Source organism: Desulfuromonas versatilis (assembly GCF_019704135.1).
Lineage (GTDB): Bacteria > Desulfobacterota > Desulfuromonadia > Desulfuromonadales > NIT-T3 > Desulfuromonas_A > Desulfuromonas_A versatilis.
This window is the reverse complement of sequence record NZ_AP024355.1, coordinates 2,775,189-2,790,875: the sequence shown is the minus strand read 5'-3', so window position 1 is coordinate 2,790,875 and position 15,687 is coordinate 2,775,189. Positions and strand designations below refer to the sequence as shown.

Genomic DNA, 15,687 nt, shown 5'->3' with positions numbered 1-15,687 from the left:
CTGCTACTTGAAGATCTCGAGGATCTTGTCCATGATCACCTGGAGCTCGCCGCCGCTGGCGACGATGCGGGCCGCCTCGTAGAGAACGCTCAACTGCTCCCGGCTGGCGGTGCGGCTGAGAGAGACCGTGCCGAAAACGTCGAACACGTCCTCCATCTGGCTCCCCTTGGTGGCCAGGTAGTTTTCGATGATGATCCGCGCCGGAGCAGCGCCGACCGAGCCGGCCAGGGTTCGTTCGGTAAAGCGCTTCAGGCCGGGGATTTCATATTCGGAGAGGCTCCCCTTGGCATCGATTTCGCGATCGCCCAGATATTCGGCGATGGCGGCATGGGCCTGTTTCTCACCAATGAACTTGGTCATCAGCTCGACAAACTCCATGATCGAAGGCGCTTTGCTGAAGCGTTTGCGCGGGCCGGTCTCCGCCGGCTTGCCGAACACGTCGACGAACTTTCTGGCCTGCTCGAGCTCGGCCCTGCCGGGGGCGGTGAACAGGGAAAACGCCAGGAAGGCGCCGATGTTGAAGAACAGCGTCCAGAACAGCGAATGGGACCAGATGTCGAATCCGCTCAGGCCGAACAGTTCGAGGGGGCGCAATGCGCTCAGGCCGAACAGGCCCTGTTCCAGGATGTCGCTCTCCAACCATCCGGAGCGCACGAAGGAAGGGATCAGCAGGGTGTAAAACCAGACCACGAATCCCAGGATCAACCCGGTGGCTGCCCCGAGCAGGGTCGCCCTGCGCCAGTAGAGACCGCCGATCACCGCGGGGGCGAACTGCGTGGCGGCGATAAAGGAGATCAGCCCGATGTTCACCAGGGCCGCAGAATCGCCGATGATGCGGTAGTAGAGATACCCCAGGAAAATGACCGCCACGATTCCCACCCGCTTGATGTTGATCAGCAGTCCCGAGATGTCTGAACCCTGGATGCTGAAGCGGATGATGAAGGGCATCACCAGGTGGTTGAGAATCATGGTGGAGAGGGCCACCGATTCTACCATGACCATGCCCGCCGAGGCCGAAAATCCACCGATGAACACCAGCATGGCCAGCCAGGGCTGGCCGTTGGCCAGCGGCAGGTGAATGACGAAATAGTCGGCAAGGCTGGTGTCGCCGTCATTGAGAAGCAGTCCGCCCAGGGCGATGGGGATGACGAACAGGTTGATCAGGAACATGTAGGCGGGGAATTTCCACATGGCGCTTTGGATGTGGGACTCGTCCGAGTTTTCAATGACCATGATGTGAAACTGCCGGGGCAGGAACATGAAGGCCATCATCGAGACGAAGGTCAGGGAGAACCACTTGATGTAGGGGATCTGCTGGGTGTCGAGCAGCAGCAGGTGGGAGCGGTCCGGGAATTCGGCAAGGAAGCGGGAGAAGATATCGGTGAACCCGTCGAAAAGCCCGTAGGTCACAAACACGCCCACGGCCACGAAAGCGAGCAGCTTGACCAGGGACTCCAGGGCAATGGCGGCAACCAGGCCCTCATGGCGTTCGGAGGCGTCCAGGTGGCGGGCGCCGAACAGGACGCCGAACAGCGCCAGAAAAAGCGCCACGATGAAGCCGGTGTCGATGTAGGCGGGCAGCTCGGGGATGAGGCTCTGGACACCCCTGCCCCCTGCATCGGGGGGCAGGGACAGCAGATCGAAGGTGTGGGCCACAGCCTTGAGCTGCAAAGCGATGTAGGGCATGATCCCCAGCACCGCGAACACGGTGACCGATCCCCCCAGAAGGATCGATTTGCCGTACCGGCTCGAGATGAAATCGGCGATACTGACAATATTGTGTTCTTTGCTGATGCGCACCATTTTGCGCAGCAGAAACCACCAGATGAAGGCGATCAGGGTCGGGCCGAGGTAGACCGGAAGAAAGTCCAGACCGGTGGTGGCTGCCCGTCCGACGCTGCCGTAAAAGGTCCAGGAGGTGGCATAGACCGCCAGCGACAGCGAATAGATGTTGGCATTGGAGATGATGCTCCTGTTCTGCTCCCGGCGCTGGTCGGCGTAGAAGGCCACGGCGAACAGCAGCACGAAATAGAGCAGGGAGATGGCGGCTACGGTGGAAACAGGGATCATTCCTGGTTGTCCCCCGGGGGTTCTCCGGAATCCTCGGCATCACTGGCGCGGATTTTCCGGCAGAATATATAGATCACGGCGATCGAAGCAGGCCAGCCGATCATGAAATACAGCACCAGGGCCGGCACTCCAATTATGAGAGTGATTTTGTTGAAAATATGGATCATGGGATAGTTGAGCATCACTACCCCGAGCAGAAAGAAAAACAGCCAGGCCTGGCGGATATGGCTTGGGTTCGCTCCCTTCATTGGCGGGTCCCTGCCTTTTCAAGGATTTGGGCGAGAATGAGGTTGGCATTATAATCGACATCATGGGCAGTGTCGACCACGATCAGGCCGGTTTCCCCTTCCGGCGATTCAAAGTGTTTCTCCTGCCGGTCGCGCAGCTCGGGGCGGCCGTCGGAGGCATCCGCTTGACTCTGCCTGGCCACCAGGCGATTCAACTGGGTCGGACGATCGCAGCGCATGTAGAGGGTCAGGCAGGGGATGCCGGCCGCGGCGGCGGCCCGGCGGAATTTTTCGCGCTCGGAGCGCCGGCCGAAGGAGGCGTCAACCAGCGCGGAACCGTTCGTAGAGACCTCATCCAGGGCCTGCTCAAGCAAGTGATCATAAGTACGGCGGGTCATTGCCTGGCTGTAGATCCCCTTGCCGAAGACATCGGCCCGATGCACCTCGGGGCTGATCCCCGCGAGTCCCTTGCGCAGGACATCCGAACGCAGCACTGAGGTGCCCAGCGCCCCTGCCACGGCTGCGCCGAGCGTGGTTTTGCCGACCCCCATCAGCCCGCAGGTCAGCAGCAGCACCGGTGGCCCGAGATAGCCGAGGGCGTGGGTGAAATAGCGCCGGGCATGGGCCAGGGCCGCCTCGCGGGTCGGCGGCGCGGCATCCTGGTCGGCAGCGAGGAACGACTCCACCTTGCCGCGGACCCAGGCGCGGTAGATCTGGTAGAAGGGAAGCAGGGTTCGCAGCTCGGGAGCCTCGCCCGCTGTTTCATGGTAGGCCTGAAGGAGCCGGGCCGACAGTTCCCTGCGGCCGCGAAAGTCCAGATCCATCAGCAGAAAGGCGAGGTCGGCTGCGACATCGGCAATCCGGAAGCGCTGGTTGAATTCGATGCAATCGTAGACCCGCACCGGGTCACTCATGCAGATGTGCTCGGCGTGCAGGTCGCCGTGGCCTTCGCGCACGAAACCCTGCTGCTCTCGCCGCAGCATCATCGGGCCGTGGGCCTCGATGAAGTCGGCGACGTAACCGGCGCACAGGGCCTGGGCCTGCGGGCAGAGGGATTGGCCGATGAAAGGTTCGGTCTGGGAGAAATTCTCCTGCCAGTTGAGCCTGACCACTTCCAGGTTGCTGCGCCCCCCCTCGCCGCGGATTATCTCCGATTCCTGATGGAAGCGGGCGAGGCTGCGCCCCAGCCGATCCATTTTCGCCTCGAGTCCCGAAGCATCTGCTTCGATAAGCCGGTCGAGCATGAGGTTTTCGGGGAGCCGGTTCATCTTTACCGCAAAGTCGATGATGTCGCCATCGCCGTCGACCCGTATGCGGTTTCCCTGGCGACGAAGTTCCACCACTCCCAGGTAGGTGTCGGGACAGAAGCGCTGGTTGAGACGGACCTCCTCCTGGCAGTAAAAACGTCGGCGGTCGAGGGTGGTGAAATTCAAAAAGCCGAAATCCACCGGCTTTTTTACCTTGTACACGTGACGCGGGGTCAGGTAGAGACGGGAGACGTGGGTCTCCCGATATTCGATTGGACCCGACTCGTCGGGGTAGGAGGCCGGGTTCAAAAGGGCCCTGTGGAGGTCGTTCAGCGGCATCGAAACCCTCCGAAATCCCATCGAGGAGAATTGCGCCCAGTTGCGGCGAATCGCCTGGCCCCCCTTCTCGAAGTGATCGCCGATCTCTGGTCCATGGCATCGGATCTAAATCGTTGATTTCACAAAAAACTCTATCACACAACGAGGTTGTGTAAAGAGGAAGGCCGTCCCGATAATAAATTGACGCTGCAGGTGCGGTGTGGTAATTTTTAGCGGTGCATGATAGTTGCAAAGTGCTTGATTTGGCAGACTTCTATCCGGCAATCGCCCCCTTGGTGTTCAGGTCGACCTGGACAGCCAAGGACGTTGCTGGCAACGGGACGGGTTCAGAGTCCATCGCTCGTCGGCCGGGTACCTTACTGCCTGACCTTGCATTCAAACCCTTGATTCGCCAGTCTCTCACCCGGGGATCGCACTCTTGAAGAAAATTGTAGTTCTGCGGCCTTTCCTTGTCTTTCTTGCCTTTGCCGTGGCCTTCGCCGCTTTGCCGGGCTGCATGACCGGCGGACCGTCGACCGGGCGTGCTCCGGCCGAGGAATTCGGCCACGAAGGGGTTCTTCCCCGGGTGTCCAGCAGCGAATCGCTGGCCATGTTCCATTTTGGCGAGGCCAGGATGCTGGCCGCGGCCGGTGATCAGGAGGGGGCCGTCGAAGCTTTGCAGAGTGCGATCCAGGCTGACCCGCACTCGGACTTTCTGCGCCTTTCCCTGGCCGGAATCTACCTGGAAACCGGGCAGGTCGAACTGGCCCTGCGGGCGGCCGAAGACGCACTGATCCAAAATCCCGATTCGGTGCAGGCAAATCTGCTGCTCGGCAACATCAATTTCAACGGCGGACGATTCGCCAAGGCTGCCGCCTACTATCAACGGGCTACCGAACTCGCTCCCGATGAGCAGAGCGCTTTTCTGCACCTGGCCATTGCCCATGCCCGGGGCGGAGACCTGGAGCAGGCGGTGGGGACTCTGAAGAAGCTGCTGGAACGGAGCCCCGATTATACCGCTGCTGAATTGACCCTGGCCCGGCTCTACAGGGAAATGGGCCTGACCGGTCTGGCCGAACAGATCTATCGCGATCTTCTCGAGAGCCAGCCAGATCTCGATACCGCCTACCTCGAACTCGGAGAGTTGCTGGAAAAAGAGGACCGGATCGACCAGGCCCTGGTGGTGTACAGAAAGGCACTGGAGCAAGACCCTTTGAATATTGGCATGCGCCACCACATCGCCCGGATGCTGGTGGTCGAGGATCGTCTCGATCAGGCCCTGGTGGAGTTGGAAGCCATTCTCGAGTTGTCCCCCGAAGATCTGGAGGCCCGGCGCAAGATCGGCCTGATTTACCTCGAGTTGGAAAACTGGGAGGCGGCTGCCGAAGTCTTCACCGAAATCCTGGCGAGCGATCCGACCCAGGCCCAGGCGCGTTATTATCTTGGCAGTGCGCTGGAGCGCCTGGGCGACTACGAAGGGGCTCTGGAGGCATTTCAGGCGGTTTCGGAAGAGTCCGACCTATATCCAGACGCCCTTTCTCACCTGGGATTTCTCTATCACCAGTTGGGGCGCACCGACGAGGCCATAGCCGCCATCCGCACCCGTATCGCCCGGGATGGGGATCGGCCTGAGCTCTTTTCGTACCTGGCGTCCCTGTACGAGGCTGCCGGGCAAACCGACCCGGCCCTTGCCGTGCTGGAGGAGGGCCTGCAGAGGTTTCCCGACAACGGCGGCCTGCTCTACCACCGTGGCATTATCCTGGAAGGGAGCGGGCGGCGCGCGGAAGCCATGACGGCCATGCGCCTGGCCATCGCGGCGGATCCGGAACACGCCGAGGCGCTCAACTTTCTGGCCTACGGCTATGCCGAAGCCGGAGAGAACCTGGAGGAGGCCTACGCCCTGGCCAGAAAGGCTCTTGAACTCAAGCCCGAGGCCCACATCCGCGACACCCTCGGCTGGGTCTATTACCGCCTGGGGCGCTACCGCGAGGCTCGCATCGAACTGGAACAGGCGGTGGAAAAATTGCCGGAAGATCCGGTGGTCCTGCAGCATCTCGGGGAAGTCTACCAGGCGCTGGGCCTCACCAGGAAAGCCCAGCGGATCTATGAACGGGTGCTGGAACTTAAACCGGAGGATGAAAAGACCCGCATGCTGCTGGAGCAATTGAAGGGGGATCGCCCATGAGCCCGCGGAACGATCTGGTTCTTCGGGCCGCAGATTTCATCGTCCAGCCGGTCCGCGCCCCACTCTCGAGACTCGTCGCTCTGGGTGTCCTCGCCTGGCTGCTGCTGTCGGCCTGTGCGCCGCGGCTGGCTCCGCCGCCCTCGGTTGCCCCCGTCCCCCCGGAGATGGAGCGGGTACTGATGGAGAGGCTGCAACACTTTGGCCTGGCTTACCATTCCCTGCAGGGGCTCGCCAAGGTGCGGGTGGAGGCCGGGGAACGCTCCCTGTCGGCGACCCAGGTGATATTCGCCCAGAAGCCCGATCGGCTGCGGGCAGAAACCCTCAACCCCTTCGGGTTCGGGCAGCCGGTCTTGCTGCTCGCCACCGACGGGGTGGAAATGTCGGTTCTGGTGCCCGGGGAGGGTGAATTCTACCGGGGTGAGCCGTCGCCAGGGAACCTGCAGCGATTTATCCGCATGCCTCTGCGGTTGGCCGACCTGGTCCACATCCTGCTCTACCAGGCGCCGGTCATCGGGCATGACCAGCGGCGCATGGAATTTCGCCCCGAAGGGGGGTATCTGCTTGAACTGGCAGATGGGGAAGGGCGCCGCCAGCAACTCGGTTTCGACAGGGAGCTGCGCCTGGTCGAGGCGGTCTATTACCGGGACGAGGAGCTGATGCTGCGCATCCGCTACGGGGGATTTGCCGAACCCGGCGGGGAGTTTCCGTCCCAGGCCAGCCTGGAGGTTCCCTCCCAGCAGGTCGTGGCGACCCTGGCCTTTTCCGAAGTGCAGACCAATGTGGAAATTCCCGCGGAGCGCTTCGCCCTCTCGCCGCCGCCGGGGTACAGGGTCCGGAGCATCCCCTGAGCCCGGGCAACCGACCATCCTGCTCTGCGGTTAAAGGACTATTCATGCGTTTTCCAAAGATCTTCTTGATTCTGGCCGCGCTCCTGGCGCTGAGCGCCTGCGAGCGGCAGGAGGCAGCCCCGGTGACCGGTGAAAGCGCCGGGCCGCCTGCCTTTGGTGACACCCTCATCATGGGGTCCATCGGCGACGCCAGCAACCTGCTGCCGGTCCTGGCTTCGGATTCGGCCTCCTCGGATATCAACGGGCTGGTTTACAACGGCCTGGTCCGCTACGACAAGGAGTTCAATATCGAAGGCGAACTGGCCGAGTCCTGGGACATCTCCCCGGACAACCTGACCTTCACCTTCCATCTGCGCAAGGGGGTCAGGTGGCACGACGGCACGCCCTTCACTTCCGCGGACGTGCTCTACACCTACCAGCTGTATGTCGACCCCAATACGCCGACCGCCTATGCCGAGCGCTACCTGCTGGTCAAGAAGGCCGAAGCCCCTGATCCCTACACCTTCCAGGTGACCTACGAACAGCCCCTGGCCACCGCCTTGATCAGCTGGGCGATGCAGGTGCTGCCCAAGCACCTGCTGGAGGGAACCGAAATCACCAAGAGTCCCCTGTCGCGCAAACCCGTCGGAACCGGGCCCTTCCGGTTTGCCGAATGGGTCCCGGGGGAGAAGATCGTCCTCGAGGCCAACCCCGACTATTTCGAGGGGACTCCCTATATCAAGCGGGTGGTCTACCGGATCATCCCCGACCAGTCGACCATGTTTCTCGAGCTGCAGTCGGGCGGGCTCGACCACATGGGGCTGAACCCGATCCAGTACTCCACCCAGACCGACACCCTGGCCTTCAACCGCCGCTTCAAAAAGTACCGCTACCCGGCCTCCAGCTACACCTACCTCGGCTACAACCTGCGCCGCCCCCTGTTCCAGGATGTCCGGGTGCGCCAGGCCCTCGGCTTTGCCATCAACAAACAGGAGCTGATCGACGGGGTGCTGCTGGGGCTCGGGCAGGTGGCCACCGGGCCCTACAAACCGCAGACCTGGCCCCACAACCCCAACGTGGCGCGCTACCCCTACGACCCCGAACGTGCCCGGAAACTGCTGGCCGAGGCCGGATGGAGGGACAGCGACGGGGACGGCGTCCTCGACCGTGAAGGGAAACCCCTGGCATTCACCATCGTCACCAATCAGGGAAACGACCAGCGGATCAAAACCGGGGAGATCATTCAGCGCCGCTTCAAGGAGGTGGGGGTCGACGTCAAGCTGCGGGTCATCGAGTGGGCATCCTTCCTGAAGGAGTTCATCAACCCGGGCAACTTCGACGCCACCATCCTCGGCTGGACCATCCCGCCGGATCCTGACGGATACAACGTCTGGCACGGCAGCAAAACCAAGCTTGGGGAGCTCAATTTCATCAATTACCAGAACCCCGAAGTTGACGACCTGCTGGACCGCGGCCGGCGCACCCTGGATCAGGCAGAGCGCAAGAAGATCTACGACCGCTTCCAGGAGATTCTGGCCGAGGAGCAGCCTTACTGCTTTCTCTACGTCCCCGACGCGCTGCCGGTGGTGGCCTCCCGGTTTCGCGGGATTGAACCCGCTCCGGCCGGCATCATGCACAATTTCATAAGGTGGTACGTACCCCGGGACGAGCAGAAGTACACCAGGTAATGACCCGGGCCCGGAAAAGGCAGGGCGCCCCGGTGACCCCAATGCGCCGCGCGGTGCTCCACAAACTCCAGCCAGGCAGCTGATCCAGGATTCGGAAGAAGGGCCCTCATGCTTCGCTACATACTGAAACGCTGCATTCTCATGATACCGCTGCTGCTGGGAATCACCCTGATCTCCTTCCTGGTCATTCATCTTGCGCCCGGGGAGCCGACGGACATGCAGACCCAGCTCAACCCTGAGGCAAGCGTAGAACTGCAGCAGCGGCTGCGGGCGCAGTACGATCTGGACAAGCCGCTGCTGGTGCAGTACGGCAAGTGGCTGGGTCGCCTGGTGCAGTTGGACTTTGGCGACTCCTTTGCTCAGGACCGTCGGCCGGTTTTCGAAAAGATTGTCGAACGGCTGCCGATCACCATACTCATCAACGTCCTGTCCATCGCCCTGATTCTGGCGGTGGCGGTGCCGTTGGGAATAATTTCCGCCACCCGGCGCAACTCGGCCTTCGACCGCGGCACCACCATTTTCGTCTTCATCGGCTTCGCCACACCTTCCTTCTGGCTGGCCCTGCTGCTGATGGACTATCTGGGCGTGCGGCTGGGGCTGTTTCCCATAGCCGGGGTCAAGTCCCTCGGCTACGAATATCTCGGCTGGATCGAACAGGTCTGGGACCGCATCCATCATCTGGTCCTGCCGGTTTTCGTCTCCGCATTCGGGGGCCTGGCCGGGTTTTCGCGCTACATGAGATCCAACATGCTCGAGGTCATAAGGCAGGATTATATTCTCACTGCCCGCGCCAAGGGCCTTTCCGAGAGGGCGGTGATCTACCGCCACGCCTTGCGCAACGCGCTGCTTCCGGTCATTACCATTCTCGGCCTGTCGGTCCCCGGGCTTATCGGCGGCAGCGTCATTTTCGAAACCATTTTCGCCATTCCAGGTATGGGCAAGCTCTTCTATGACGGCGTCATGATGCGCGACTACCCACTGATCATGGGGGTTCTGGTGATCGGCGCGGTTCTCACCTTGGTGGGCAATCTGCTGGCCGACATCAGCTATGCCCTGGCCGACCCACGCATACGCAAGGCATGACCTCCTGCTCGAAGGTGTCCGTCATGAGAAAGTTTTAAGCCATTCGGTGGTAATCCCTTCGAACTCTGGTATCGTTGCAGCTGCATGAGTTGCAGGCTGCAGAAACCTTTGGAATTCGAGCGGGAGGGAGATTGCATGAAGGGCAGGGTAGGGCTGGCGGTGGTGGCTTTCCTTGTCGGGCTTGCGGCGGCAGTGCCGGCCAGGGCGAACGAGGCCTGGCTGCTCAGGGACTACCCTGGCAGCTTTTTTTTGGGTCGTGGCGGACTGGAAATCTCGGCCGACTACCTGCTGATGAATGGGACTCTGGACGTCTTTAATTTCCGCGGGTCGGCCGTGTCGACCCTGGACCCGGAGGTGAGAAGCCCGTCCCTGGGGGATCTCTACGGGGGGCGGCTGCTGGTCAACTACGGTCTGTTTCCGGAAACCAATCTCCATTTTGAATATTCCTACCGCGACCTTGAACTGGGCGTGGTGGATGTCCAGTTCCATACGGCGGAGGCCTCCGTTCGCCAGGGACTGCTTGGCAATGGGCCCGGAAAGGAGCCCCTGCTGGTGCTTGATGCCGGAGTGCGGATCAACAAGTCCAACGACGAGAGCTTCACCAACATCAGCCACATCAACGCCTGGGTCAAGCAGGTCGACCCCGACTTCTCGGTTCGGGAAACCGATTCCGAATACCAGTTCAGTGACGGCAGCACCGTGCTGTCGGTGCCCAAGGCCGGCAATCCCCGCCTGGAGGTCGCGCTCCGGGACATGCAGGATGTGACCGCCTTTCTGCGCCTGACGCTGGGCAGCCGGTTGGGAAATTTCTGGCCCAACCTGTATGTCGAATACGGCGCCACCTCAGTGCGCACCGAACTCGACAGTAATCTTCCCGAACTTCTGCCCGAGGAAATCCGTCCCCTGGCCGAGGTGTTCCCCGTCGATGAAGACCGGGACGAGCATTACTGGAAAGGCGGATTCGACATGCAGGCCGCGCTGCCCCTGGGGCTGCTCGGTAACCTGGATTACAGCTATATTCGACTGAGCCGTAGTGATGATCTCAGCGACTTTGACGACAACCATATCCTCAGTGCGGAGTTGAGCTATTTTCTCACCGACACCCTGGCCCTCCATCTGGGAGGAACCTATTATCGGCGACAGTTCAACGGCGTGATCCCCTTTACCTATAATCGGCAGTCGCAAAGTTCCTTCGATAACGACTACGGGGTTGCCCGCCTTGGCTTAAGCGGCACCTGGGACATTAACTAGATTCGGGGAATATATTCCAGTCGGTTAATAATGCGTTGCAATTATCTGCCGGTTCTGCTATAACCATGTGTTGAAAAATCTCTTTTAAATTCATGGGTTGGAATTGTTGTCGGGGATCGGTGACCAGGTCTGTCCCCAGGGCTTGGGCTGTTCTCTCCGGACGGAGGGCGTATTCCCGGGTATTGTGTCGGGAAACGGCAGCACCCCCCCCCTCTCTCTCTGCCTGCCCGAAAGGCACGGTCCGTGCAGGTTGATCCCTCGGTGCGGCCCCGGCGTTTCTGGGGCCTTCGCAATTGCTCAGCTTCACCAGTCATAACGAGGATTTCCGAAAATGTTACATGCTCGGCATAGACTTCTGGCCTTGGCGCTTTTTTTGACTCTTGGTCAACTTTTCGGCTGTTCTTCTTACGTCGACCTGCCTGCCGGGACCGTCAAGGAGGTCGTCGATTCCCCCGTTGTCGAGCAGGAGGCGGTGGAAGTCGCCCCCCTGCGACGCGAAACAGAGGGCTCCCGGGAATACCGCGTCGGCCCGGGGGATTCGCTGTTCATTAACGTCAATGGCCGCGCCGAACTGGGCAGTCCGCAACTGACCGGCAACACCAAGGTTGTCGGCAGCCGTGTCGATGGCAACGGCAATATCCGCCTGCCCCTGGTCGGCACCGTGCCAGTAGCCGGCCTGACCCTGAGCGAAATCCAGACGAATCTCGAACAGGTCTTTGCCCTGTACCTCAATGACCCCTGGGTCGTGGTGGAGGTGGCGGAGTTCAAAAGCCAGGGCGTCAACCTGCTTGGACAGTTCCGGGTGCCCGGAACCTATTACATGGATCGCTCCTATTCCCTGCTTGAGGGGTTGGCCCTCGGTGGCGGGCTTCTCGATACCGCCAATCTGCGCAGTGCGCGCCTCATTCGTGGCCAGCAGACCCTGCCAGTGGATATCTATCACCTGCTCCGTGACGGCGCCGGAGAGCAGAACGTCCTGCTGCAGGCAGGAGATACGATTTTCGTACCCGATGACCGCAATCAGAATGTTTTCGTTTTCGGCGCCGTCAAGAAAACCGGCCCCGTGCCCATGCCCAACGGCCAGTTGAACCTGGTCCAGGCCCTTGCCAGCGCCGGGCTCGACGAAACCGGAGGCAACCAACGGTTCGTGCGGATTATTCGCTCCCTGTCGGCGACCCGCGGTCAACTGCTGGTTCTCGACCTGAAAAAGACCCTGGAGGGAGACAGCCTGCCATTCCCCCTTGTGGAGGGGGACATCGTCTATTTGCCGCGCAGCGCGGTGGGGAACTGGAACCAGGCGATCCAGGAGATCCTGCCTTCCCTCCAGGCGATCAGTGCTGTGCTGCAGCCTTTCGTCCAGATCAAGTTTCTGACCGAGGAATAACGCGAATCGGCTGACAAGTCGGGACAATTCTTTTCAACCTTTCTTTTGTGACCAGGCATTCGATGGATACTCATAAGCCCGATCAGTATGTCCACCCCGAGTTCGAGGAAGTTCACCTGCAGGATTATCTCGCGGTCCTGCGCCGGCGAAGAAAAACCATCCTGGTCGCGTTTTTCGCGGTGGTCTTCGGCGTGACCCTGTTCACACTGCTGGTCAAGCCGGTTTACGAGGCTACGGCAACCCTGCACGTACGGGACGAAAAGGTCAAGGGGGGGCTGCTCACCGATCTCGGGCTCTCCCGCGAAAACCCCATCGAAACAGAAATCGAAATACTCAAATCCCGCACCAACGCCGAGGAGGTCGTCGGCCGCCTTCATCTCAACTGGAGCGTAGAGCGGCGCAGCGACGGGCTTGAGTTCGAAATCCTCGAGTTTCTCTCCTCGGCCGAGGAGCCCGACTACAAGGTCGTGCTGACCGGCGCCGACAGTTTCGAGGTCAAGGACGATGCGGGCAAGGTGGTCGCCACCGGCAGAGACGGAGCCCTGGCCCGTGGGGACGGCATGTCCCTGCTGCTCAAGGGGATTCGGGGCGAATCCGGCGACAGCTTCCGGCTTACCCTGGTTCCGTTCAGCGAAAGTGTTACCGCGCTTCGCGATGAGGTTCGTGCTTCGGAGGTCGGCAAGGGGACCAACATCATCAAACTCTCCTACCGCAACACCGATCCGGAGCTCGCAAGGGACGTGGTCAATACCCTGGCGCAGGTTTACCTGGATCGCAGCATCTCCCTGAAAACCGAAGAGGCCCGCAAATCCGTCGAGTTCATCGAGCAGCAACTCGAAGAGGTGAGGGGTCTGCTCGACACCGCCGAACAGAGCCTCGAGGGGTTCAAAACCAGCACCGGGGTGGTGCGCCTTGACCGCGAAGCCGAGGCCCTGATCGAACGGCTCACCGAGGCCGAAAAGGAGCGCAGCGCGGTCGGCCTGCGGAAAAAACAGGCCGAGTTCGCCATCGAAGCTCTCGAGACGGCCCTGGCCCGGGGTGAAACCTATGCCCCGGCGGTTCTGGCCGACGAGCCCGTGGTTGCCGAAATGGCCAAGAAACTCGCCGACCTGGAGGTGCAGAAACGTGGCCTGTTGGTCGAGGTCACCCCGGCCCATCCCGCGGCCCAGGCCATCCAGGACCAGATCGCCGGCATCCAGCGCAAACTGCTGAGCACCTTCACTTCCTCCCGTAACGCCATGGCGCTGCGCATTGCTGCCCTGAGCGACGAGATGGCCCGCTACGAAGCAGAGCTGAAAAAGCTTCCCAAGGCCGAGCAGGAACTGGCCCGTTTGACCCGCTTCGCCACGGTCAATGCCGAAATTTACACGTTTTTGCTGCAGAAACACGAGGAGGCGCGCATCGCCCGTGCCGCCACCATCAGCAACATCATCGTCATTGACCCCGCGGTCAGTCCCGACAAGCCGGTAAAGCCCCAGAAGAAGAAAAACCTTTTGCTCGGCATCATCGTCGGCGGGATGCTGGGGGTCGGCCTGGCCTTTTTCCGGGAGTACATGGACGACACCCTCAAGGACCCCGACGCCATCAAACGCGTCATGGGCAAGCCAATTCTTGCCACCATCCCCCACATCGAAGGGAAAAAGGGCGAGCAGCAGGGCCGCAAGGGGTCGCTGGTGGCCCATCTCGAACCCAAGTCGCCGGCCGCCGAGGCTTTCCGCAGCCTGCGTACCGCGCTCAACTACAGCAGGATCAATGAAAGCCACAAAGTGATTCTGGTCACCAGTTCCTTCCCGGGGGAGGGCAAATCGACCATCGCTTCCAACCTGGCGGTGATTCTCGCGCAGACCGGTGCCCGGGTCATCCTGCTCGGCTGCGACCTGCGCAAGGCTACCCTGCACGAAGTCTTCGGCACCCCGAAAACCCCGGGCCTGACCGAGATCCTGGCCAAGCAGGCCGACTTCGAGGGTGCCCTGCACAACGCCGGCATCGAAAATTTCGACTTCATCAACGCCGGGGCCAGTCCGCCCAACCCGGCCGAGCTTCTCGATTCCAAACAGATGCGGCAACTGCTTGGGGAACTCAAGGAAATCTACGACCACGTCGTAATCGACGCGCCTCCTTCGCTGCTGGTTACCGACACCCAGATCCTCTGTTCCATGGCCGATCTGGTCGTGGCGGTGATGGAACTCGGCCGGGTCCCCCTCAAGGCCGCCCGCCAGCTGCGGGAGGTCCTCGAATCCGTTTCCGCTCCCTTTGCCGGCATGGTCCTCAACGACAAGACCCGCAAGCAGGAGGCCTATTACGGCTCCTACGGGTACTATGGCTCCTACGGGTATTATGGCGACGGCTCCGAAGAGACAACGAAAAAGAGGAAGTGGTTGAAGAAACGGGACTGACCAGGCGGGTGCTCTCTTATCCGCCTGCCGCCGGCAGGCGATGAGCCCCGGCGGGGGCCTTTGCCTATGCGGGCTTCGGATGGAGGCGGGCAGGGGAGTCGATGCCCAGGTAAACGAAATACAGGCAGTACACAAACCTTTGGAAGCGAAGAACTCACAATCAGGCGTCCCGGCAGGGCTAATCGATTTTCACTGCCATATTCTACCCGGGATTGATGACGGGCCCGGTTCGGCCAGCGAGTCGTTGAAGATTGCCCGCACTCTGGAACTTGCCGGATTTGCAGAGGTCTACTGCACCCCCCACTGCATCAAGGGGGTGTGGGAAAACACGCCGGCGATTGTCCGCAGGGCCGTTCGGGATCTGCAGGTCTTGCTGGACGAAGCGGGGATTTTGCTGAAACTGCGGCCGGGGATGGAGTATTACCTCGATGAGTTTTTCCCCCAGTTTCTGACCGACCCGCAGACCCTCGGCGACAGCGACTACATCCTCGTCGAATCCCCCTCCCGCGGCATCCCCGACCTGATCAAGGAAAATATTTTCGCTGCCATTCGGGCTGGGCTCAAACCCGTTCTGGCTCACCCCGAGCGCCATGCCATGTTTGCTCCCCAGAAGGAAGGGAGCGGCGTGTTGTTCCGGGTCAAAAGGCTCCTCACCCGCCACCGCCCGGTGGATGCTCATTATCCCGCCAAACCACTGCTTTTCGCCCTCAGCGACATGGGGTGCTGTTTCCAGGGCAACCTCGGCAGCTTCGCCGGCCGTTACGGCAAGGATGTCCAGCAGGTGGGAAAACAACTGCTGGCCCTCGGCATGTACACCCACTTCGGCAGTGACGCTCACCAGCCCGCGGGCCTGAGTTCCATGCTCGAAAAGGGCCTCATAATCGCTGACAGCGAGGGAGCCGAAGGGTGTCCGGCGCTTTTCGCCGCCGGATGAATTTTTCCTTTGGCATTTGCATTAAAAAACGATAAAACAACCCGGGTGGATTCAAGCCGGGCTCACTCCCGCCCGCC

General features: G+C 61.1%; 11 protein-coding genes. 8 read left to right on the top strand and 3 right to left on the bottom strand.

The window, feature by feature from the left end:
• Nucleotides 1-3 precede the first annotated feature (3 nt).
• From DESUT3_RS21235 to DESUT3_RS12565, 3 genes are read right to left on the bottom strand one after another with little or no spacing between them, the layout of a single operon-like run.
• A complete protein-coding gene (locus DESUT3_RS21235; RefSeq protein WP_318835938.1) occupies nucleotides 4-2,070 on the bottom strand; it encodes a sodium:solute symporter family protein in 2,067 nt (688 codons plus the stop codon).
• Nucleotides 2,067-2,318, bottom strand: a complete 252-nt coding sequence (locus tag DESUT3_RS12570) for a hypothetical protein (RefSeq protein ID WP_221248833.1) — start codon at nucleotides 2,316-2,318, stop codon at nucleotides 2,067-2,069. Before DESUT3_RS12570 ends, DESUT3_RS21235 begins: the two co-directional genes overlap by 4 nt.
• Nucleotides 2,315-3,883 carry a bifunctional aminoglycoside phosphotransferase/ATP-binding protein gene (locus tag DESUT3_RS12565; RefSeq protein ID WP_221248832.1) on the bottom strand — a complete coding sequence of 523 codons (1,569 nt, stop codon included), beginning with the start codon at nucleotides 3,881-3,883 and terminating at the stop codon, nucleotides 2,315-2,317. The genes DESUT3_RS12570 and DESUT3_RS12565 overlap by 4 nt, the downstream gene beginning before the upstream one ends.
• Before the next feature lie 418 nt (nucleotides 3,884-4,301).
• Between DESUT3_RS12565 and DESUT3_RS12560 the strand changes: the two genes are divergently transcribed.
• The 8 genes from DESUT3_RS12560 (at nucleotide 4,302) to DESUT3_RS12525 (ending at nucleotide 15,610) form a co-directional block, all read left to right on the top strand.
• Nucleotides 4,302-6,047 (top strand): tetratricopeptide repeat protein, encoded by a 1,746-nt coding sequence (locus DESUT3_RS12560; RefSeq protein ID WP_221248831.1) that lies wholly within the window; start codon nucleotides 4,302-4,304, stop codon nucleotides 6,045-6,047.
• Complete coding sequence (locus DESUT3_RS12555; RefSeq protein ID WP_221248830.1) at nucleotides 6,044-6,895, top strand: LolA family protein; 852 nt, start codon at nucleotides 6,044-6,046, stop codon at nucleotides 6,893-6,895. Before DESUT3_RS12560 ends, DESUT3_RS12555 begins: the two co-directional genes overlap by 4 nt.
• A gap of 44 nt (nucleotides 6,896-6,939) precedes the next feature.
• The gene (locus tag DESUT3_RS12550; protein ID WP_221248829.1) at nucleotides 6,940-8,562 is read left to right on the top strand and encodes a peptide-binding protein; all 1,623 of its coding nucleotides are present in this window, start codon (nucleotides 6,940-6,942) and stop codon (nucleotides 8,560-8,562) included.
• Between the two features lie 108 nt (nucleotides 8,563-8,670).
• The gene (locus DESUT3_RS12545) at nucleotides 8,671-9,645 is read left to right on the top strand and encodes an ABC transporter permease (RefSeq protein ID WP_221248828.1); all 975 of its coding nucleotides are present in this window, start codon (nucleotides 8,671-8,673) and stop codon (nucleotides 9,643-9,645) included.
• Nucleotides 9,646-9,780: 135 nt separating this feature from the next.
• The gene (locus DESUT3_RS12540) at nucleotides 9,781-10,896 is read left to right on the top strand and encodes a hypothetical protein (protein ID WP_221248827.1); all 1,116 of its coding nucleotides are present in this window, start codon (nucleotides 9,781-9,783) and stop codon (nucleotides 10,894-10,896) included.
• A 331-nt stretch (nucleotides 10,897-11,227) separates the two neighbouring features.
• A complete protein-coding gene (locus tag DESUT3_RS12535) occupies nucleotides 11,228-12,280 on the top strand; it encodes a polysaccharide biosynthesis/export family protein (RefSeq protein ID WP_221248826.1) in 1,053 nt (350 codons plus the stop codon).
• Nucleotides 12,281-12,342: 62 nt separating this feature from the next.
• Nucleotides 12,343-14,676 (top strand): GumC family protein, encoded by a 2,334-nt coding sequence (locus DESUT3_RS12530; RefSeq protein ID WP_221248825.1) that lies wholly within the window; start codon nucleotides 12,343-12,345, stop codon nucleotides 14,674-14,676.
• Between the two features lie 40 nt (nucleotides 14,677-14,716).
• Nucleotides 14,717-15,610, top strand: a complete 894-nt coding sequence (locus DESUT3_RS12525; protein ID WP_318835937.1) for a tyrosine-protein phosphatase — start codon at nucleotides 14,717-14,719, stop codon at nucleotides 15,608-15,610.
• Nucleotides 15,611-15,687: the final 77 nt, after the last annotated feature.